The organism is Pseudomonas sp. B19125 (assembly GCF_044218855.1).
Lineage (GTDB): Bacteria > Pseudomonadota > Gammaproteobacteria > Pseudomonadales > Pseudomonadaceae > Aquipseudomonas > Aquipseudomonas edaphica.
The window spans coordinates 717,766-736,753 of sequence record NZ_CP162589.1 but is presented as its reverse complement, the minus strand read 5'-3'; the positions used below and the strand labels follow the sequence as shown (position 1 = coordinate 736,753).

General features: G+C 61.0%; 20 protein-coding genes and 1 other RNA gene. 11 read left to right on the top strand and 10 right to left on the bottom strand.

Translation table 11 applies throughout. The features are described from left to right. Positions 1 to 3: 3 nt before the first annotated feature. The 3 genes from AB4P96_RS03235 to AB4P96_RS03225 all read left to right on the top strand — a co-directional run bounded on the left by AB4P96_RS03235 (position 4) and on the right by AB4P96_RS03225 (position 2,138). Positions 4 to 450 (top strand): NfeD family protein, encoded by a 447-nt coding sequence (locus tag AB4P96_RS03235; RefSeq protein ID WP_017135279.1) that lies wholly within the window; start codon positions 4 to 6, stop codon positions 448 to 450. A 69-nt stretch (positions 451 to 519) separates the two neighbouring features. Next, the gene (locus AB4P96_RS03230; protein WP_017135278.1) at positions 520 to 834 is read left to right on the top strand and encodes a DUF2388 domain-containing protein; all 315 of its coding nucleotides are present in this window, start codon (positions 520 to 522) and stop codon (positions 832 to 834) included. A 161-nt stretch (positions 835 to 995) separates the two neighbouring features. After that, complete coding sequence (locus tag AB4P96_RS03225; protein WP_056860748.1) at positions 996 to 2,138, top strand: DegT/DnrJ/EryC1/StrS aminotransferase family protein; 1,143 nt, start codon at positions 996 to 998, stop codon at positions 2,136 to 2,138. Positions 2,139 to 2,212: 74 nt separating this feature from the next. On the opposite strand, the gene gcvH is transcribed toward AB4P96_RS03225, so the two are convergent. The 9 genes from gcvH to AB4P96_RS03180 form a co-directional block, all read right to left on the bottom strand. Then, on the bottom strand, positions 2,213 to 2,596 hold the full coding sequence (gcvH, locus tag AB4P96_RS03220; protein ID WP_017135276.1) for a glycine cleavage system protein GcvH: 384 nt from the start codon (positions 2,594 to 2,596) through the stop codon (positions 2,213 to 2,215). Between the two features lie 52 nt (positions 2,597 to 2,648). After that, a complete protein-coding gene (gene gcvT, locus AB4P96_RS03215; protein ID WP_017135275.1) occupies positions 2,649 to 3,731 on the bottom strand; it encodes a glycine cleavage system aminomethyltransferase GcvT in 1,083 nt (360 codons plus the stop codon). Between the two features lie 156 nt (positions 3,732 to 3,887). Further along, positions 3,888 to 5,504: an iron ABC transporter permease gene (locus AB4P96_RS03210; protein ID WP_177033789.1), complete on the bottom strand. Its 1,617-nt coding sequence runs from the start codon at positions 5,502 to 5,504 to the stop codon at positions 3,888 to 3,890. Positions 5,505 to 5,684: 180 nt separating this feature from the next. Beyond that, positions 5,685 to 6,689, bottom strand: coding sequence for an extracellular solute-binding protein (locus AB4P96_RS03205; protein ID WP_017135273.1), 1,005 nt, complete (start codon positions 6,687 to 6,689; stop codon positions 5,685 to 5,687). A 160-nt stretch (positions 6,690 to 6,849) separates the two neighbouring features. Beyond that, on the bottom strand, positions 6,850 to 8,067 hold the full coding sequence (locus AB4P96_RS03200; protein ID WP_170037053.1) for a 2-octaprenyl-3-methyl-6-methoxy-1,4-benzoquinol hydroxylase: 1,218 nt from the start codon (positions 8,065 to 8,067) through the stop codon (positions 6,850 to 6,852). Between the two features lie 9 nt (positions 8,068 to 8,076). Further along, positions 8,077 to 8,562: a DUF4442 domain-containing protein gene (locus tag AB4P96_RS03195; RefSeq protein WP_186618282.1), complete on the bottom strand. Its 486-nt coding sequence runs from the start codon at positions 8,560 to 8,562 to the stop codon at positions 8,077 to 8,079. Beyond that, entirely contained in the window at positions 8,555 to 9,742 is a 1,188-nt protein-coding gene (ubiH, locus tag AB4P96_RS03190) for a 2-octaprenyl-6-methoxyphenyl hydroxylase (RefSeq protein ID WP_138450721.1), read from the bottom strand. The genes AB4P96_RS03195 and ubiH overlap by 8 nt, the downstream gene beginning before the upstream one ends. Continuing rightward, positions 9,739 to 11,061: a Xaa-Pro aminopeptidase gene (gene pepP, locus AB4P96_RS03185; protein ID WP_017135269.1), complete on the bottom strand. Its 1,323-nt coding sequence runs from the start codon at positions 11,059 to 11,061 to the stop codon at positions 9,739 to 9,741. Before pepP ends, ubiH begins: the two co-directional genes overlap by 4 nt. Before the next feature lie 20 nt (positions 11,062 to 11,081). Next, positions 11,082 to 11,639: a YecA family protein gene (locus AB4P96_RS03180; protein ID WP_017135268.1), complete on the bottom strand. Its 558-nt coding sequence runs from the start codon at positions 11,637 to 11,639 to the stop codon at positions 11,082 to 11,084. A 138-nt stretch (positions 11,640 to 11,777) separates the two neighbouring features. Here AB4P96_RS03180 and AB4P96_RS03175 point away from each other — a divergent pair, with 138 nt between their 5' ends. From AB4P96_RS03175 to AB4P96_RS03160, 4 genes are all read left to right on the top strand, one after another. Further along, a complete protein-coding gene (locus AB4P96_RS03175; RefSeq protein ID WP_003177365.1) occupies positions 11,778 to 11,987 on the top strand; it encodes a TIGR02449 family protein in 210 nt (69 codons plus the stop codon). Continuing rightward, the gene (locus AB4P96_RS03170; protein WP_017135267.1) at positions 11,984 to 12,301 is read left to right on the top strand and encodes a cell division protein ZapA; all 318 of its coding nucleotides are present in this window, start codon (positions 11,984 to 11,986) and stop codon (positions 12,299 to 12,301) included. The genes AB4P96_RS03175 and AB4P96_RS03170 overlap by 4 nt, the downstream gene beginning before the upstream one ends. 30 nt (positions 12,302 to 12,331) lie before the next feature. Further along, a non-coding RNA gene (ssrS, locus tag AB4P96_RS03165) (6S RNA) lies at positions 12,332 to 12,510 on the top strand. A 58-nt stretch (positions 12,511 to 12,568) separates the two neighbouring features. Continuing rightward, entirely contained in the window at positions 12,569 to 13,198 is a 630-nt protein-coding gene (locus AB4P96_RS03160) for a 5-formyltetrahydrofolate cyclo-ligase (protein ID WP_017135266.1), read from the top strand. A gap of 9 nt (positions 13,199 to 13,207) precedes the next feature. On the opposite strand, the gene AB4P96_RS03155 is transcribed toward AB4P96_RS03160, so the two are convergent. Then, entirely contained in the window at positions 13,208 to 13,357 is a 150-nt protein-coding gene (locus tag AB4P96_RS03155; protein WP_010207387.1) for a hypothetical protein, read from the bottom strand. Between the two features lie 194 nt (positions 13,358 to 13,551). Between AB4P96_RS03155 and AB4P96_RS03150 the strand changes: the two genes are divergently transcribed. From AB4P96_RS03150 to AB4P96_RS03135, 4 genes are all read left to right on the top strand, one after another. Further along, positions 13,552 to 14,001, top strand: a complete 450-nt coding sequence (locus AB4P96_RS03150) for an EVE domain-containing protein (protein ID WP_099550293.1) — start codon at positions 13,552 to 13,554, stop codon at positions 13,999 to 14,001. 140 nt (positions 14,002 to 14,141) lie between these two features. Continuing rightward, positions 14,142 to 15,107, top strand: coding sequence for an HlyD family secretion protein (locus AB4P96_RS03145; protein WP_395600497.1), 966 nt, complete (start codon positions 14,142 to 14,144; stop codon positions 15,105 to 15,107). Beyond that, positions 15,104 to 17,821 carry a ribosome-associated ATPase/putative transporter RbbA gene (rbbA, locus tag AB4P96_RS03140; RefSeq protein WP_176992322.1) on the top strand — a complete coding sequence of 906 codons (2,718 nt, stop codon included), beginning with the start codon at positions 15,104 to 15,106 and terminating at the stop codon, positions 17,819 to 17,821. The genes AB4P96_RS03145 and rbbA overlap by 4 nt, the downstream gene beginning before the upstream one ends. Next, complete coding sequence (locus AB4P96_RS03135) at positions 17,821 to 18,939, top strand: ABC transporter permease (protein WP_017135262.1); 1,119 nt, start codon at positions 17,821 to 17,823, stop codon at positions 18,937 to 18,939. Before rbbA ends, AB4P96_RS03135 begins: the two co-directional genes overlap by 1 nt. The last annotated feature ends 49 nt before the right edge of the window (positions 18,940 to 18,988 follow it).

The following is an 18,988-nucleotide window of genomic DNA, read 5'->3' as shown; positions in this document are numbered from 1 at the left end:
GCCATGTGGGAATTCCTGCAGCATCTGTCGTTCTGGGATTGGCTGGCACTGGGCACGGTGCTGTTGATTCTTGAAGTGTTCGGCGCCGGCGGTTACCTGCTCTGGATGGGCATCGCCGCTGCCGCTGTAGGCGTGATCAAGTTCGTGGTGCCGCCGCTGGGGTTGGAATGGCAACTGCTGCTGTTCGCCGTGCTGTCGATTTTGACCGCCGTCTATTGGTGGAAACGCCAACGCAGCAGCGCCAAGGTCAGCGACCAGCCGGGGCTGAACATGCGTGGCTCGGAGCTGGTTGGCCGCACGTTTGTGGTGCACCAGGCCATCGTCGATGGCCGGGGCAAGATAAAAGTCGGTGATGGCGTGTGGATGGCCACTGGCCCGGATACCCCGATAGGCGCTCAAGTACGTGTCATTGGTCAGGACGGCGTGGTTTTACAGGTCGAAACTGTTTAGTCAGTGATGGAACTCGACTGAGCTAACTACAATCAAACTGTTCAGATAACCCAGTCGGAGTCACCCATCATGCGTTTCAAATATGCTGTCGCAACCCTCGCTGTGCTTTCCCTTCCTGTCGGTTCAGCCATGGCCGACAGCTTTTGGCGTAATGTCATTTCATCGGGCGCTACTACCGGCTCGACGTACCTGACCTTCAAGGACCACAAGCTGGTGGTTGCCGCCCAAGACGACGCAGGCAGCTTTGTTGCCAGCGACGGCGGCATCCGCGGTCCATACCTGGAAGCCGCCATGCAGAAAGTCCGCGCTGACAACCCAGGCCTCAAGGCCACCGATATGGAATTGGCCAACGCTATCCTCGCGAAAAACGCTGTGACCGAGTAAAGCGCCCATAAAAAATGCCGCTCTTTGGGAGCGGCATTTTTTTGCTCGTAACATGACGATTCATTCACGTGTGACAGGCTATATTCAGTCGAACCGTGCAACCATGCGGTACTGATACGTTTATTACTCATCGCCTATCTGAAACGGATGCCTTCGTCGTTATGAGCCAACAGCCCTTTCTGCCGTTTTCCAAACCTACCATTGATGAAGCCACCATCTCGGCGGTCGGCGATGTACTGCGCTCGGGCTGGATCACCAGCGGGCCAAAAGTGCAGGCGTTCGAAGCACAGCTGTCGGAATACTTTGGCGGCCGGCCGGTGCGGACGTTCAACTCCGGCACCTGCACCATGGAAATTGCTTTGCGCATCGCCGGGATTGGCCCAGGGGACGAAGTCATCACCACGCCGATCTCCTGGGTCGCCACTGCCAACGTGATCCTGGAAGTCGGTGCCACGCCGGTATTTGCCGATATCGACCCGGTAACCCGCAATATCGACCTGGCCCAAGTAGAAGCTGCAATCACCCCACGTACCAAGGCGATCATTCCGGTGTACCTGGCGGGCCTGCCCCTGGACATGCCGATGCTGTATGCACTGGCCAACAAGTACAACCTGCGTATCGTCGAAGACGCCGCCCAGGCACTGGGTTCCAGCTGGGATGGCGAACGCATTGGCGCAACCGGCGACTTTGTATCCTTCAGCTTCCAGGCCAACAAGAACATCACCTCTTCCGAGGGCGGTTGCCTGGTATTGAACAATGCCGAAGAAGCCCGCCTGGCCGAGAAATATCGCTTGCAGGGCGTTACCCGCACGGGTTTCGATGGCCTGGACGTAGATGTGTTGGGCGGCAAGTTCAACATGACCGACATTGCCGCAGCCATCGGCCTGGGCCAGTTCGCTCATATCGAGAAGATCACTGCCCATCGCCAGAACCTGGCGCGCCACTACTTCAAATGCTTCGGCAGTGATTTCGAAGCGCAATACGGCGCACAACTGCCACCGGCAGACTTCGAAAACAGCAACTGGCACCTGTTCCAACTGGTATTGCCGGAGCGTCAGGATGGCAAGCCGGCACGCGCCACCTTCATGGAACAGATGCAGGCGCATGGCGTCGGCATTGGCTATCACTACCCGCCGATCCACCTGCTGAGCCTGTATCGGGCACAGGGTTTCAAGGAAGGCATGTTCCCGGTGTCGGAGCGTGTTGGGCGTTTGATCGTGTCGTTGCCGATGTTCACGGCGATGACAGAGGCGGACGTAGAGCGGTCGGTTGCGGCGGTTAAAGCGGTATTGAAAGCGGGTTAAACAAAAAAGCGTTGGCTTGCAACAATCAACTGTGGGAGCTGGCTTGCCTGCTCCCACATTGATTTGTGTCGTGTTTACTCGCCGATGGCAGCTTTGTAACCCGCAGCATCCAGCAGTTTTTCCAGATCGGCCGGGTTGCTTGGCTTGAGCTTGAAGATCCAGGCGCCGTAAGGGTCGGTGTTCAACAGCTCAGGGCTGCCACTCAGTTCCTCGTTGACGGCAATCACTTCGCCAGCAATCGGGGCGTAGATATCCGAAGCAGCCTTCACCGACTCAACCACGCCAGCCTGGCCTTCAGCTTCAAACTGGGCGCCAACTTCCGCCAGCTCAACAAACACCACATCACCCAACGCTTCCTGTGCATGGTCGGAAATCCCGACGGTCACAGTGCCGTCGGCTTCCAGACGGGCCCATTCGTGACTTTCGGCAAAACGCAGGTCAGCTGGGATATCGCTCATAATCTGTGTCCTCAAGAAGAAATGTCAGCGGCCTTTGGCCTGCCGGAAATAGTTAGATCAAGGTTTTGCCATGGCGTACGAAGGTCGGCTTGACCACTCGAACCGGGTACCACTTGCCGCGGATTTCCACTTCGGCCCGATCGGCGGTGGCCGTCGGTACGCGCGCCAGGGCAATGGATTTGCTCAGCGTAGGAGAGAAACTACCACTGGTGATCTCTCCTTCGCCAACATTGGCGATACGAACCACTTGGTGAGCGCGCAAAACCCCACGCTCCTCCAGTACCAGCCCGACCAATTTGTACTGCACACCCGCCGCCAGCTCTGCCTGCAGCGCGCTGCGACCAATGAAGTTGCGACCGGCAGGTTCCCAGGCAATGCTCCAGGCCATGTTAGCCGCCAAGGGCGAAACATCCTGGTGGATATCCTGACCATACAGGTTCATGCCGGCTTCCAGGCGCAGGGTATCGCGGGCGCCAAGACCAATGGGTGAAATACCCGCGCCGACCAGGTCGTTGAAAAAGCCTGGCGCCTGATCGGCAGGCAGGACTATTTCCAGGCCGTCTTCACCGGTATATCCGGTACGGGCGATAAACCAGTCACCGTCCGCCTGGCCTTCAAAGGGCTTGAGTTGATGAATCAGGTTGCTGCGCGACTGGGTGACCAGTTCGGCGATTTTCTGCCGGGCATGGGGACCCTGAATGGCGAGCATGGCCAACTCGGGCCGCTCCTGCAGTTGCACCGAATAGTTGCCCAGTTGCGCCTGCATCCAGGCCATATCCTGGTCGCGGGTGGCTGCGTTGACCACCAACCGGTAACCGGCTTCGGTGCGGTAGACGATCATGTCGTCCACCACGCCGCCCTGCTCATTGAGCATGGCGCTGTAGAGCGCACGGCCGCAGCCATGCAAACGATCGACATCATTGGCCAGCAGGTGCTGGAGCCAGTCCTTGGCCTGAGGGCCGGTGACATCGATCACGGTCATATGAGATACATCGAACACCCCGCAGTCGCGTCGCACCTGATGGTGTTCTTCAACTTGCGAGCCGTAGTGCAGAGGCATATCCCAACCGCCAAAATCGACCATTTTCGCGCCGAGGGCGAGATGCAGGTCATACAGAGGCGTACGCTGTCCCATGGGTTTCTCCTTCCGGGCTTGGCGAAGGTGCGCGGAGCTGCTGTTTGCGCTGAACACCTTGAATTACAAGGCCTGCAGCCACGCCCAGCGACTCGCTCCGAAAGACGAAGCGCACCGAATGCCGCGCATTGTAGCCGCAAGCCGTAGGACTGGCACCTAACCGATTTGCCGCGCAGAGCGTCGGATCAAGCCGATGACCGGCAGTAACCCCACCAGTACGAGGGTCAGCGCCGGCAACGAGGCTCGCGCCCATTCGCCTTCACTGGTCATTTCAAAGATGCGAACCGCCAGGGTGTCCCAGCCAAATGGGCGCATCAGCAAAGTTGCGGGCATTTCCTTGAGCACATCGACGAACACCAGCAACGCTGCGCTCAACGTGCCCGGCAGCAATAACGGCAGATACACTTTGCAAAACAGTCGTGGCCCGCTTACCCCGAGACTGCGTGCCGCTTCCGGCAACGACGGGCGGATTCGCGCCAGGCTGTTTTCCAACGGCCCGTAGGCCACCGCCAGAAAGCGCACCAGATAGGCCAGCACCAGTGCCGACAGGCTGCCAAGCAGCAAGGGTTTGCCCGCGCCGCCGAGCCACCCCGAGAGCGGTACCACCAGCTCTCGGTCCAGGTAGCTGAATGCCAACATGATCGACACCGCCAGCACCGAACCCGGCAAGGCATAGCCGACGTTAGCCAGGCTGATACCAGAGCGAATCGCCCGTGTCGGCGCCAGCCGGTTGGCGAAGGCGAGTATCAACGCCACGCTGACCGTGATCAGCGCCGCGATACCGCCTAAGTAAAGGGTGTGAACGATCAGGCCGGTGTAGCGCTCATCCAGGTCGAAGCGGCCGCGCTGCCAGAACCAGGCGACCAGTTGCAGCATGGGGATGACAAAGGCGCAGGCGAACACCAACCCGCACCACGTGCTGGCCGCTGCCGCCTTGAACCCTCGCAAGTGATACAACGCCTGGCCCCGTGGCCGCTCGTTGCTTGGGCGGCTGGCACCGCGGGCTCGCCGTTCGCCGTACAGCACCAGCATCACCACCAGCAGCAACAGGCTGGCCAGTTGGGCAGCGCTGGAAAGACTGAAAAAGCCGTACCAGGTCTTGTAGATGGCGGTGGTGAAGGTGTCGAAATTGAACACCGAGACCGCGCCGAAATCCGCCAGGGTTTCCATCAAGGCCAGGGCCACGCCGGCACCAATCGCCGGCCGTGCCATGGGCAGCGCGACGCGCCAGAACGCTTGCCAGGGCGATTGCCCGAGCACACGTGCCGCCTCCATCAGCCCTTTGCCCTGGGCAAGAAACGCCGTGCGCGCCAGCAGGTAGACGTAGGGGTAGAACACCAGCACCAACACGATAATCACGCCGCTGGTGGAGCGCACGCGCGGCAGCCGCAGGCCGGTGCCGAACCATTCACGCAGCAGGCTTTGCACCGGGCCAGCGAAATCCAGCAGGCCGACAAACACAAAGGCCAGTACGTAGGCGGGAATGGCAAAAGGCAGCATCAAGGCCCAATCGAGCCAGCGCCGCCCAGGAAACTCGCAGAGGCTGGTCAACCAGGCCAGGCTCACGCCCAGCAGGGTCACGCCCACACCGACGCCCAGCACCAAAGTAAGGGTATTGCCCATCAAGCGCGGCATCTGGGTGTCCCACAGGTGCGACCAGATTTGCGCATCAATGCTTTGCCAGGACAGCAACAGCACACTCAGCGGCAACAGCACCAGGGCGGCGACGCTGAAGACCGGCAGGTACCAGCGGCGTTGGGCGGGGTGGGCCAAGGGCTAGCTCTCAGGTTGGTAAAAAATTCAAGGTGAACACAAAGCAATGTGGGAGCTGGCTTGCCTGCGATAGCAGCACCTCGGTGTGTCAGTTACACCTGGGTGATGCTATCGCAGGCAAGCCAGCTCCCACACAAGCCCGCTCCCACATTTAGTTCGGCGCTTGCCTGCAAATTGTAGTTAGTTCCAGCCGGCGCGATCCATCAGGCGGATAGCCTCAGCCTGGCGCTTGCCTGCCACTTCCACCGGCAAGGTGTCAGCCACAAACTTTCCCCAGGTCGCCACTTCTGCTGATGGCGGCACCGCCGGGTTGGCCGGGAACTCCTGGTTCACATCGGCAAAGATCTGCTGCGCCTCAGGCGTGGTCATCCACTCGACCAATGCCTTGGCCGCTTCCGGATGCGGCGCGTGCTTAGTCAGGCCAATGCCCGACAGGTTCACGTGCACGCCACGGTCGCCCTGGTTCGGCCAGAACAGTTTTACCGCCAGGTCTGGCTTCTGCTTGTGCAGGCGGCCGTAGTAGTAGGTGTTGACGATCCCCACGTCGCATTGCCCGGCGTTGATCGCCTCCAGCACCGCGATGTCGTCGGAGAACACGTCGGTGGACAGGTTGTTGACCCAGCCTTTGACGATTTCCTCGGTTTTGGCCGCGCCATGGGTTTCGATCAGGGTGGCGGTCAGCGACTGGTTGTAGACCTTCTTCGCCGTGCGCAGGCACAAGCGGCCTTCCCATTGCTTGTCGGCCAGGGCTTCGTAAGTGGTCAGGTCACCGGGTTTTACCCGGTCGGTGGAATAGGCGATGGTCCGTGCACGCAGGCTCAAGCCGGTCCAGGCGTGGTTAGAGGAGCGATATTGCAGCGGAATATTCTTGTCGATCACCGCCGAGGTGAACGGCTGCAGGATGCCCATTTGCTCAGCCTGCCAAAGGTTGCCGGCGTCCACGGTGAGCAACAGGTCAGCCGTGGCGTTCTCGCCTTCGGCCTTGATGCGCTGCATCAGCGGGGCTTCCTTGTCGGTGATGAACTTCACCTGCACGCCGGTCTTTTTGGTGTAGGCATCGAACACCGGCTTGATCAGTTCGTCGATGCGCGAGGAGTAGACCACGACTTCGTCGGCTGCCTGCACGGTGGTGCTGCCGATAAGGGTGAGTGCCAGGGCAGTCAGGAGGCGCTTGGGTGCCAACATGGGTGCGGTCTCTCATTTGCAAAAAGAGGGCAAATGATAAGGACTCACATTTGGTAGCGCTTGGTGGAGGCGTTACGAGATGTTGCATGGCTGGGATTTGTGCTGGGGCCGATGGCCCCATCGCGGGCAAGCCCGGCTCCCACAGGGTACTCAGGCGCCCTCAGGGTTTGGCCAGCTCCGGGAGGTCGCCGGTCAGGCCCAAGGCCTGGCGGACGAAGATGGCCTTGGCTTCGGGCATCTGGTCGACCATTTTCAGCCCGGCGTTGCGCAGCCAGCGTAATGGCAACTGGTCGGCCTGGAACAGGCGCTCAAACCCTTCCATAGCCGCCATCAGCGCAAGGTTATGCGGCATGCGCCGACGTTCGTAGCGGCTCAAAACTTTCACATCAGCCAGGCGCTCACCGCGTTCATTGGCTGCCAGCAGCACCTCGGCCAGCACCGCCGCATCGAGGAAACCCAGGTTTACGCCCTGCCCCGCCAACGGGTGGATCACGTGGGCCGCGTCGCCGATCAACGCCAGGCCTTCTGCCACGTAGCGTTTGGCGTGTCGTTGGCGCAATGGCACGCACACACGTGGATCGGCGCTGAGCACCGTGCCGAGCCGCCCTTCAAAGGCGCGCTCCAGCTCACGGCAGAAATTTTCATCATCCAGCGCCATCAGGCGCTCGGATTCGGCCGGTGTGGTGGACCAGACGATCGAGCACCAGTCTTCCTGCCCCTCGCGCACCAATGGCAGAAACGCCAGCGGGCCAGTGTCGGTAAAGCGCTGCCACGCCGTGCGCTGGTGGGGCTGGCTGCTGCGAACGCTGGTGACAATGGCGTTATGCAAGTAATCCCACTCGCGGGTCGCTGTGCCGGTCAGGCGGCGTACGGCGGAGTTGGCGCCATCGGCGGCGACCACCAGCGGTGCACGCAATGTGCGGCCGTCGGCAAGGGTCAGCAGCCAGTCATCGCCGGAGCGGCGCATCTGTTCCAAGCGGGCGTTGGCCAGCAGGCCCAGGTCGCAGTCATGCAGGCGGTCGAGCAGCGCGTCCTGAACCACGCGGTTCTCGACGATATGCCCAAGCACTTCGGCGTGCACACTGGCCGCCGAGAAGTGGATCTGCCCGGTGCCGCTGCCGTCCCACACTTGCATCTCGCCATAAGGGCTGGCGCGCCGCGACACAATGCCGTCCCACACGCCGAGGCGCTCAAGGATGCGCTGGCTCGCGGCCGACAACGCGCTCACCCGTGGCTCGAAGGCAGCCTCACGGTCAAATGGCTTGACGCTCAGCGGGCTGCCGTCGAGCAGCAGCACCTGCAGGCCACTGCCCTGCAACGCGAGCGCCAGGGCGCTTCCGACCATTCCGGCCCCGACAATCAGCACATCTGCGCGCATGTCCATGCTTTAAGCCTGCTTTGCTGGCGGCTTGCGCCGCACGTAAAGGGTTTTGTCGACCCGCGCCACCAGGGTGCCGGAGCCGTCATGAATCTCGACCTTGAGGTGGGGCAGGTACTTCTCGCCACCTTCGGTTTGCCGGCGAATCTCGTCCAGCAAGGCGTCGTCGATGGAGAACTCGGCGTACACCGGGCCTTTGCCCGGCGACACAAAGTCGATGCCCGCGGCCTTGTCCCACACGATGTAGTCGCGGCCCAGGTTCTCCATCAACAGCAACATGTAGAACGGGTCAACCATCGAATACAGGCTGCCGCCAAATTGCGTGCCGACGTAATTACGGTTGTACCAGCCCAGGCCCATGCGCACTTTGACATGACGAAAGTCAGCGCTCATGTGCTGCACGCTTATCCCCGCCCCGAGATAAGGCGGATAAAGGGTCATGACCCAACGCAACAGCCGCGCTTTACCCAAACGTTGGATCAACCACTTACGCATCGGGGCGCGTACCCAAGCCCATGGCCTGACGGGCGAACCAGCGTTTGGCCGGCGGTAGCAGGTCCAGGCCAAGCAGGCCCATGTTGCGGCCCAAAGCCACTAACGGCTGGGCACTGCCAAACAGGCGTGTGACTTGATCGGAGAAGCCCACTGTGAGCTTCTGGTCCAGATGCTGGCTTTCGCGGTAGCGCTGCAAGGTCGCCAAGTCGCCCGGCACCTGCGGCCCGGCCAACAAGGCTTCGGCCAAGGCATTGGCATCGCGCAGGGACAGGTTGAACCCCTGCCCGGCAATCGGGTGCAGGCTGTGGGCGGCATTGCCGAGGATCGCCAGGTGCGAGCGCACTTGTTCTTCGGCCTCCACCAGCGTCAGCGGGTACAGGTGCCGTGCGCCGACTTGCTTGAGGGTGCCCAGGCGATAGCCGAACACGCCCTGCAGTTCGCTCAAGAAACTGCGCTCGTCGAGGTTGGCCAAACGCTGGGCGTCCATGCCGATGCGCGTCCATACCAGCGCGCAGCGGTTGTCCGGCAACGGCAACAGGGCCATCGGGCCTTCATCGGTAAAGCGCTCGAAGGCCTCGCCGTTGTGGGCTTCGCTGGGGGTGATGTTGGCGATCAGCGCGCTCTGGTTGTACGGGCGGGTTTTCACGCCAATACCTAACTGCTCGCGCAAACCGGAGCGACCACCGTCGGCCAATACCGCAAGGTCGCATTCCAGCACGGTTTCATCGTTGAGGGTCAGGCGATAGCCGTCGGGCAGCGGCTCCATACGCGTGACTTCCGCCGGGCAACGCCAACTCACCACCTCTTTGTCCAGGCCTTGCCACAGGCACTGTCCGAGCCAGGCGTTTTCCACCACATAGCCGAGGGCCGGCACGCCCTCCTCCATGGCGGACAAGCGCGCAGTGGAGAAACGCCCACGGTCAGACACGTGGATCTGCTTGATCGGCTCGGCGCGGCGGGAGATGTCCTGCCACACACCCAGGCGCTGATAGATCTGACGGGCACCGTAAGACAACGCCGAAGAACGTGCATCGTAGCTCGGTTGGTAAGTGTCGCCTGGGGCAAATGGCTCGATCAGCACGATCTTCCAACCCCGTGCCTTGGCACCGGCCTGCAAGGCCAACGCCAGGCTGGCGCCCACCAGGCCACCACCGATAATCGCCAGGTTGACCCGGTTCATCGGGCAGCCGCCATCAGCGCTTCGATCTCAGCGACAGTTTTAGGCACACCACCGGTCAGAATTTCACAGCCTTGCTTGGTCACTACCACGTCATCCTCGATGCGTACGCCAATGCCACGCCATTTCTTTGCCACGTTCTGGTTGTCCGGCGAAATATAAATCCCCGGCTCCACGGTCAAGGCCATGCCCACTTCCAGCACACGCCATTCACCGCCCACTTTGTATTCGCCCACATCGTGCACATCCATGCCCAGCCAGTGGCCGGCGCGGTGCATATAAAAGGCACGGTAGGCTTCGCTGGCGATCAACTCGTCGACGTTACCTTGCAACAGCCCCAACTTCACCAGCCCGGCGGTGATGACCTGCACGGTCGCCTCGTGGGCCTGGTTCCAATGTTTGTTCGGTGCAATCTGGGCGAAGGCGGCTTCCTGGGAGGCCAGCACAATTTCATAGATCGCCTTTTGTTCGGGCGAAAACTTGCCGCTGACCGGCCACGTGCGCGTGATATCGCTGGCGTAGCAGTCGATCTCGCAACCGGCGTCGATCAACACCAGATCGCCGTCCTTGAGCAGCGCGTCATTCTGCTGGTAGTGCAGGATGCAGCTGTTGCGCCCGGCGGCGACGATGGAGCCATAGGCCGGCATCTTCGCGCCGCCCTTGCGGAACTCGTAATCCAGCTCGGCTTCGAGGCTGAACTCATACAGCCCGGCGCGGCTGGCCTGCATCGCCTTGACGTGGGCCGCACAGGAAATTCGCGCGGCCTCGCGCATCACCTTCACTTCTGCCGCCGATTTATACAGGCGCATGTCGTGGAGCAGATGATCCAGGGCAACAAATTCGTTCGGCGGCTGGGCGCCCAGGTGCGCCTTGGAACGGATCACGTTGATCCACTCCATCAGATGCCGGTCGAATTCGGCGTTGCTGCCCATGGCCGAATACACCCGGTCGCGGCCTTCGATCAGGCCGGGCAGGATGTCGTCGATATCGGTGATGGGGAACGCATCGTCAGCACCAAAGTCGCGAATGGCGCCTTCGGTGCCGGCGCGCAGGCCGTCCCACAGTTCGCGTTCGACGTTGCGCTCGCGGCAGAACAGCACGTACTCGCCATGCTGGCGACCGGGCATCAGCACGATCACAGCTTCAGGTTCAGGGAAGCCGCTCAGGTACTGGAAGTCGCTGTCCTGGCGGTAGACGTGCTCGACATCACGGTTGCGGATGGCCACGGCGGCGGCCGGCAGGATCGCGATGCTGTTGGGTTCCATCTGCGCCATGAGCGCCTTGCGGCGACGGGTGTATTCCGCTTTCGGGATATGGATCATGGGCAGATGGGCTTCCTTACTTAGTGCAGCGACGGCTTGGGTGCGGCGGGCTCAGCGGATTTTTTGGTCTCGGTGAACAACAGCAGCGGCGCGACACGCAGGTATTCCATCACTTCCATATAGTCGCCTTCGCCGTCTTCGGATTCTTCCAGGGCATCTTGCACCTGGGAGATGGCCGCCAGGTCTTGCAACACTTCCTTGGCGTCGGTGCTCAGCTCCAGGCCGCCGGCGTTCACGCCAAAGCCGTGCAGGAAGCCCTGGCACCATTGGCCCAGTGCGGCGGCGCGTTCGGTGAGCGGTGCATCGTCGGTCGGCAGCAGCAGAACGACGGTGACGTCATCACCGGTCAGCTCGCCTTTAACCATCTCTTGCAGGCCGATCAGCGCGTTACGCACGTTCTCGGTAGGTTCGGTTTCCAGCAGCTCGGCCACATCGGCCAGCCAGTTGTCGGCATCGAAGCCAACGCCCGTGCAGCTGCGGCCCAACAGCACGCCGTGCAGTTCGGCAGGCGAGCAAGGATGACCGCTGGAGCTCAGCAGTTTGGAAAAAGCGTCGTACGGGGAGTTCTGAATAGGCATGGTGAGCTAGGCGCCAGACGGCGCAATGTCTAGAATGAAGCGCTGTATCCTAGCACCGGCAGACGTACCAAGACTATCGAGGGCGTCAGATCGTTTATCCTGAAGTTGCCATTCATCAGACAAATCCAGTGGAACCCAATGGAAGACACCGACCTGCAAGCGCTGATGGCCAGACTCGAACTGCTAATTGATCGGGTCGAGCAACTTAAGAGTCAAAACGGACTCCTATTAGCTCAGGAAAAGACCTGGCGCGAGGAACGCGCTCACCTCATTGAAAAAAACGAAATCGCCCGGCGTAAGGTCGAATCGATGATTTCGCGCCTGAAGGCCCTGGAGCAAGACTCATGAGTTCAAGCAATAGCGTTACCGTGCAGATCCTCGACAAAGAATATTCGATCATCTGCCCCCAGGAAGAACGCAGCAATCTGGTGAGTGCTGCCCGCTATCTGGACGGCAAGATGCGTGAAATCCGCAGCAGCGGCAAAGTCATCGGCGCCGACCGTATCGCCGTGATGGCCGCACTGAACATTACCCACGATCTGCTGCATAAGCAGGAACGGCCTGACGTGCAGGCCAGCGGCTCGACGCGTGAGCAAGTGCGTGACCTGCTCGAACGCGTGGATCTGGCACTTTCTACCGAGCCAGAGCCACCCAAGGGCTGATTGACGCGTCTGTTTAAGGTATACTCGCCCCACTCCCTGGCGTGTTTGCCAGTCGGCGATGTCCCTGAGCCGATTCGCACTACCCTGGAAGTTGCACGTTGGGCTGGTGTGCATGTCCGCTAGACGGAAAGCCTTAAAGCCTACTGCATCTTCCACCTTGAACTTTCGGGTTCAAGGGCTAAGTCGACAGCGGCTCTGTCGGGGAGCCTGAATTCCCAAACTCAATGCCAGTCCCAGGACTGGCATTGTTTTATGAGCCGAACATCCATGACCGAACCTGCGCCGCTTTCCCGTCCGCAACTTCGACGCATGTTGCGCAAAGCCCGCCGCGCGCTTACGCCGAGCGAGCAGCGCAAGGCCGCCCACGGCCTGTATCGGCAACTGGCACAGCACGCGCTGTTTCGCCGGGCCAAACATATCTCTTTATATCTGCCCACGGACGGTGAAATCGATCCGCGCCTGCTGCTGCGCGCTGCCCAGCGCCGGGGCAAGGCCACTTATCTGCCGGTACTCAGTGCCTGGCCGCGCACCAAGATGGTGTTCCAGCGTGTGCGGCCTGGAGATAAGTTGTTGCCCAATCGCTTTCGCATCCTTGAGCCGCACGTAAATGCCAACCGCCAGCGCCAAGTTTGGGCGCTGGACCTGGTGCTGTTGCCGCTGGTGGGCTTCGATGATGTGGGTGGGCGACTGGGCATGGGCGGTGGGTTTTATGACCGCAGCCTGGCCTACCTGGCTCGGCGCAAAAACTGGCGAAAACCCACGCTGCTGGGCCTGGCCCATGAATGTCAGAAGGTCGAGCGCCTGGCACAGGCAAGCTGGGATGTGCCATTGGCTGGCACGGTCACCGATAAAAAATGGTATGTCGCAGAAACGTCGCTGGAACCAGCGACGCCTTAAAAAGCAGTGTTAACGCTTGAACGGTTGTGGCTGCTGCTGAGCCAGTTCAACCGGTGCATCGGTCTTGTTCGACCACAAGCTCTGGGCATATCCGGTGGTCACGACGCCCAGGCCAAACAAAATAACCAAAATCCATAGTAAATCCGGTTTACGTTGCATCGATTGCCCCCCTTCAGGCACCTCGTACACGATGACAACAACGTTCCAAAGTAGTCCGTTGCAGCTGCGTCAAGCTTAAAAGCGGGCATTCTGCGGTAACGTGACCCAACACGCAAACCTTGACGCCAACCGACTGTCGGTTTGTCATGGAATTGCCTGACAACTTATCCAATGCCTTTTTCAGGAGCCCAAAAATGGCCTACTGGCTGATGAAATCCGAGCCCGATGAACTCTCCATCAAAGGCCTGGAAAAGCTCGGTGAAACGCGCTGGGACGGGGTGCGCAACTATCAGGCACGCAACTTTTTGCGAGCCATGGCCGTTGGTGATGAGTTTTTCTTCTACCACTCCAGTTGCCCTGAGCCGGGCATTGCCGGTATCGGCAAAATTGTCGAGGCGGCCTATCCGGACCCGACCGCGCTGGAACCCGAAAGCCACTACTTCGATGCCAAAGCCACGCCGGAGAAAAACCCGTGGACTGCACTCAACGTGGCCCACGTCGAGACCTTTGCAAAGGTGCTGGGCCTTGGCTACCTGAAACAACAAACCGCCCTCGCCGAATTGCCGCTGGTGCAAAAAGGCAGCCGATTGTCGGTGATGCCGGTGACGGCCGAACAATGGGCAGCGGTACTCGCCCTGCGCTGAAAAGGCAGAACCCTGCGGTCACACCTGTGATGCATGCATCTGCACGCCAAGCGGGTTAGGCTTGCGCTTCATTTGACCGGTATCAAGACCCTTCGGGCGGTATCGGTCAAACTAGGATGCTAATGCCGCAGGATGCCGTCATGTCTACGAATCACACTATGTCGCGCCTTTTCGCCGTTGCGCTCATCACCTTGTTGCTGGGTGCCGGCGGCTTCGGTTATTGGCGATCGACTCAGGACCGCCTGCCCGAAGGCCTGAGCTTGGGCAATGGCCGCCTGGAATCCACCGAAGTGCAGATCGCCGCCAAGATCCCCGGGCGCCTGGCCGAAGTGCGCGTAGATGAAGGCGACAAGGTGCTCAAAGGCCAATTGCTCGCACGCATGGACACCCGCACCCTTGAAGCCCAGCGCACCCAGGCCGAAGCCGAAGTGCTGCGCGCCAAGGAAAACTTCGCCGCCGCCGAGGCCAACGTGCAACTGCGCCAAAGCGAACAATTGCTGGCCCACCAGGAACTCAAGCGCACCCAGGAGTTGTACAAGCGCGGCTTTGCCAGCAGCCAGTTGATCGACCAGCAGCAAGCACGCCAGAACACCGGCAATGCGGCCGTGATCGCAGCGCAGGCTCAAGTCAACGCAGTGAAAGCGGCCATCGGCGCGGCGCAGGCCCAAGTGGCCCAGCTCACCAGCGAAATCGACGACAGCAGCCTGCGCGCGCCCATCGACGGCATCATTCAATTGCGCCTGGCTGAACCGGGTGAAGTGCTCGGCGCAGGCGGCAGAGTGTTACTGCTGATTGACCCGAATGATCAGTACATGAACCTGTACCTGCCCGCCTCCGTCACCGGCCGCCTGACCGTTGGCAGCGACGCACGCATCCTGCTCGACGCCCTGCCCCAGCAGCCGCTGCCGGCAAAAATCAGCTTTGTTGCAGCCAAATCGCAATTCACCCCAAAAGAGGTTGAGACCCGCGACGAACGCCAAAAACTGGTGTTCCGCGTCAAGCTGCGCCTGACCCAACCCAGCGCCGTACCACAAGCCAAACCGGGCATGCCTGGCGCGGGTTATGTGCGCACGGCGGATATCGACTGGCCGGCCAACCTGCAATGACCGGCCTGGCGCTGCACGCCACCGGCATCCAACACCGTTACGGCAAGCAACAGGCGCTGATCGACATTGCCTTCAGTCTGCCGGCGGGCACCCGTTGCGGGTTGATCGGCCCGGATGGCGCGGGCAAGTCGAGTTTGCTGGGGCTGATCGCCGGGGTCAAAAAACTTCAGGCAGGTCAGCTTGAGGTGCTCGGCGGCTCCATCGAAGATCGCCGCCATCGCAACAGCCTGTACCCGCGCATCGCCTTTATGCCCCAAGGCCTGGGCGGCAACCTTTACCCTGAGTTGTCCATCAGCGAGAACATCCGTTTCTTCGCCACGTTGTTCGGTTTGTCCAAAGCCGATTGCGAGCAACGCATGCACAACCTGCTGCTGGCCACCGACCTCGCACGCTTCGCCGAGCGCCCGGCCGGGAAATTGTCCGGCGGCATGAAGCAGAAGCTCGGCCTGTGCTGCGCGCTGATCCACGACCCTGATTTGTTGATCCTCGACGAACCCACCACGGGCGTCGACCCACTGTCGCGGCGGCGTTTCTGGGAGCTGGTCGACACCGTGCGCAGCGAGCGCCCACAGCTGACGCTGCTGGTAGCCACCGCCTACATGGAAGAGGCCGAGCAGTTCGAACATTGCCTGATGCTCGATCGCGGCAAGCTGATCGCCGACGGCCTGAGCCGCGAACTGGCAGCCGTTACACCCAGCGGCAAACTCGATGAAGCCTTTACTCATTTCCAGGGTGACAGCGCCCACAACAACCAGCCGCTGGTGATCCCGCCGCGCGAAAGTGGCAACACTGATATCGCCATCGAAGCCCACGACCTGACGCTGCGCTTTGGGGATTTTACGGCGGTGAACAAGGTCAGCTTTGCGATTGGTCGCGGCGAGATATTTGGCTTCCTCGGCTCCAACGGCTGCGGCAAGACGACCACCATGAAAGTCCTCACCGGGCTGATGCCGGCCACCGAAGGCAGCGCCACGCTGCTGGGTAACCCGGTGAATGCCAAGGATTTGGCCACTCGCAAGCGCGTGGGCTTTATGTCGCAAAGCTTTTCGCTGTACGGCGAACTCAGCGTGCGCCAGAACCTGGTGCTGCATGCGCAACTGTTCGACTTGCCCAAGGCCGACAGCGGCCCGCGTATCGACGAGCTGATCCAGCGCTTCGACCTCGGTGAAGTGGCCGAGCAACCCTCCGGCGAGTTGCCCCTGGGCCTGCGCCAGCGCTTGTCACTGGCGGTGGCGGTGCTGCATCGCCCCGAAGTGCTGATTCTCGATGAGCCGACCTCGGGCGTAGACCCCGCGGCGCGGGATGATTTCTGGCGGCTATTGGTTGAGTTGTCCCGCGAGCAAGGCGTGACGATCTTTCTGTCCACCCACTTTATGAACGAGGCCCAGCGCTGCGACCGCATCTCGCTGATGCACGCGGGCAAAGTGCTGGCTTGCGACACACCCGACGCACTGCAACAGCAATTCCACGGCGACACATTGGAGGCCGCGTTCGTCACCTGCCTGGAGCAGGCCCAAGGCGAAGCCGATCCTGCCGCGCCGAACAAAACCGTCAGCGAAAGCAGCACGCCGCCCGTCAGCAAACGCGGCTTCAGCATCGCCCGACTGCTGGCCGTGGCCAGCCGCGAAGGCAAAGAGCTGTTGCGCGACAAAGTGCGCATGGCCTTCGCCCTGCTCGGTGCGATGTTCATGATGGTGATCTTCGGTTACGGCATTTCCCTGGACGTGGAAAACCTTGCCTTCGCCGTCTACGACCAGGACCAGACTCCGCAAAGTCGCGCCTACCTGGAAGCCTTCCGCAGCTCGCGCTACTTCGCCGAACAAGCCCCCATCCGCGATGCCAACGAACTGCACCGGCGCCTGCAACGTTCAGAAATCAAACTGGCGCTGGAAATTCCACCCGGTTTTGGCCGCGACCTGTACGCCGGCCGCCAACCCACCGTGGCTGCGTGGATCGATGGCGGCATGCCGTTTCGCGCCGAAACCAGCCGTAACTACGTCGAAGCGGTGCACCAAGGCAATCTCCAGCAACTGGCCGAACTGAGCAGCCTGCCCGGCAGCACACAAGCCGCCGCCAAGCTGGAAACACGCTTTCGCTACAACCAGGATGTAGTCAGTGTGAACGCCATCGGCCCTGGCGTGATGGCGCTGATCCTGGCGTTTATCCCGGCAATGCTCACCGCGTTGGGCATCGTGCGTGAAAAGGAGCTGGGGTCGATCACCAACTTCTACGCCACGCCGCTGACGCGCCTGGAGTTCCTGTTGGGCAAACAGGCGCCGTATCTGGCCGTTAGCCTGGTGAACCTGGCACTGCTGGTGGCGATGAACCGCTGGCTGTTCGGCGTGCCATTCAAGGGCAGCGGCGTGGCGCTGGCGGTAGGCGGCCTGTTGTATGTACTCGCAACGACGAGCATGGGTCTGCTGATTTCCGCGTTCACCCGCACCCAGATCGCGGCGATCCTCGGCACCATGATCATCACCAGCCTGCCGACCATCCAGTTCTCCGGGCTGATCGTACCGCGCTCGTCCCTGGAAGGCGCGGCCGCGCTGATGGGCACGTTATTCCCCGCCGGGCACTTTCTGGATATCGCAGTGGGCACCTTCACCAAGGCCCTGGACCTGCGCCAGTTGTGGCCGCAATGCCTGGCGCTGTTCGGGTTTTTCGTCGGGTTCACTGGGCTGAGCCTGATCATGCTCAAAAAGCAGGAGGCCTGATGCACAAGCTCGCTCATATCCTGCGCCTGGGCTTCAAGGAATTGACCAGCCTGCGTCACGACAGCGTGTTGCTGCTGTTTTTGTTCTACGCCTTCACTGTCGCGATCTACATGCCCGCCGCTGGCTCGGTCATTGGTGTGCACAACGCCAGCGTGGCGTTTGTTGATGAGGACCACAGCGCGCTGTCGCGGCAAATGGCCGAGGCGCTGCAGCCGCCCGAATTTCAACCGCCTGCACCACTGGACTACGACCAATTGGACAAAGTCATGGACAGCGGCGAGTACACCTTCGTGATCAATGTGCCAGCCAACTTCCAGGCCGACCTGTTGGCCGGGCGCCAGCCGGGTGTGCAGGTGAACGTCGATGCCACAGCGATGAGCCAGGCATTTATGGGCGCAGGCTATATTGGCCGGATTTTCCAGCGTGAGTTACAAAGCTACGGCGGGCAAACCGACGCGGCTGGCAAGACGCCTGCGCGGCTGACCACACGGGCGTTGTTCAACACCAACCTGGAAGGCGGCTGGTTTTTGGCGGTGATCCAGATCGTCAATAACATCACCATCCTGGCCATTGTGCTCACCGGCACAGCGCTGCTGCGCGAGCGTGAGCACGGCACGCTCGACCATTTGCTGGTGCTGCCGCTGACCGCGCTGGAAATCATGCTGGCAAAAATCTGGAGCAACATGCTGGTGGTGGTGCTGTGTACGTGGCTGTCGCTGGAGCTGGTAGTCAAAGGCTTGCTCGGTGTGCCGCTGGCCGGGTCTTTGAGCCTGTTTTTGCTGGTGACGGCGCTGTACCTGTTTGCGAGTACGGCACTGGGGATCTTCCTCGCCACCCTTGCGCGTTCGACGCCTCAGTTTGGCTTGCTGGCGATTCCGGTGATTATTCCGATGCTGCTTCTGTCTGGCGGCAGTACGCCATTGGACAGCATGCCCGAGTGGTTGCAATGGGTGATGCAGGGCTCGCCGTCGACGCACTTTGTGAGTTTGAGCGCGGCCATACTGTTTCGTGATGCGGGCGTGGGTGTGGTGTGGCCGGATTTGCTGGCGTTGGTGGGGATTGGGTTGGTGTTTTTTGCGGTGGCGTTGGCCAGGTTTCGTAAAAGCCTGGCTTCCTGAAGCGTCTGTACTGGCGCCATCGCGGGCAAGCCCGCTCCCACCCCTGGAA

Bases quoted from the DNA above. Each gene is read 5' to 3' on its own strand.
- AB4P96_RS03235 (WP_017135279.1), top strand. From the start codon at position 4: ATGTGGGAATTCCTGCAGCATCTGTCGTTCTGGGATTGGCTGGCACTG.
- AB4P96_RS03230 (WP_017135278.1), top strand. From the start codon at position 520: ATGCGTTTCAAATATGCTGTCGCAACCCTCGCTGTGCTTTCCCTTCCT.
- AB4P96_RS03225 (WP_056860748.1), top strand. From the start codon at position 996: ATGAGCCAACAGCCCTTTCTGCCGTTTTCCAAACCTACCATTGATGAA.
- gcvH (WP_017135276.1), bottom strand. From the start codon at position 2,596: ATGAGCGATATCCCAGCTGACCTGCGTTTTGCCGAAAGTCACGAATGG.
- gcvT (WP_017135275.1), bottom strand. From the start codon at position 3,731: ATGGGACAGCGTACGCCTCTGTATGACCTGCATCTCGCCCTCGGCGCG.
- AB4P96_RS03205 (WP_017135273.1), bottom strand. From the start codon at position 6,689: ATGTTGGCACCCAAGCGCCTCCTGACTGCCCTGGCACTCACCCTTATC.
- AB4P96_RS03200 (WP_170037053.1), bottom strand. From the start codon at position 8,067: ATGCGCGCAGATGTGCTGATTGTCGGGGCCGGAATGGTCGGAAGCGCC.
- AB4P96_RS03195 (WP_186618282.1), bottom strand. From the start codon at position 8,562: ATGCGTAAGTGGTTGATCCAACGTTTGGGTAAAGCGCGGCTGTTGCGT.
- ubiH (WP_138450721.1), bottom strand. From the start codon at position 9,742: ATGAACCGGGTCAACCTGGCGATTATCGGTGGTGGCCTGGTGGGCGCC.
- pepP (WP_017135269.1), bottom strand. From the start codon at position 11,061: ATGATCCATATCCCGAAAGCGGAATACACCCGTCGCCGCAAGGCGCTC.
- AB4P96_RS03180 (WP_017135268.1), bottom strand. From the start codon at position 11,639: ATGCCTATTCAGAACTCCCCGTACGACGCTTTTTCCAAACTGCTGAGC.
- AB4P96_RS03175 (WP_003177365.1), top strand. From the start codon at position 11,778: ATGGAAGACACCGACCTGCAAGCGCTGATGGCCAGACTCGAACTGCTA.
- AB4P96_RS03170 (WP_017135267.1), top strand. From the start codon at position 11,984: ATGAGTTCAAGCAATAGCGTTACCGTGCAGATCCTCGACAAAGAATAT.
- AB4P96_RS03160 (WP_017135266.1), top strand. From the start codon at position 12,569: ATGACCGAACCTGCGCCGCTTTCCCGTCCGCAACTTCGACGCATGTTG.
- AB4P96_RS03155 (WP_010207387.1), bottom strand. From the start codon at position 13,357: ATGCAACGTAAACCGGATTTACTATGGATTTTGGTTATTTTGTTTGGC.
- AB4P96_RS03150 (WP_099550293.1), top strand. From the start codon at position 13,552: ATGGCCTACTGGCTGATGAAATCCGAGCCCGATGAACTCTCCATCAAA.
- AB4P96_RS03145 (WP_395600497.1), top strand. From the start codon at position 14,142: ATGTCTACGAATCACACTATGTCGCGCCTTTTCGCCGTTGCGCTCATC.
- rbbA (WP_176992322.1), top strand. From the start codon at position 15,104: ATGACCGGCCTGGCGCTGCACGCCACCGGCATCCAACACCGTTACGGC.
- AB4P96_RS03135 (WP_017135262.1), top strand. From the start codon at position 17,821: ATGCACAAGCTCGCTCATATCCTGCGCCTGGGCTTCAAGGAATTGACC.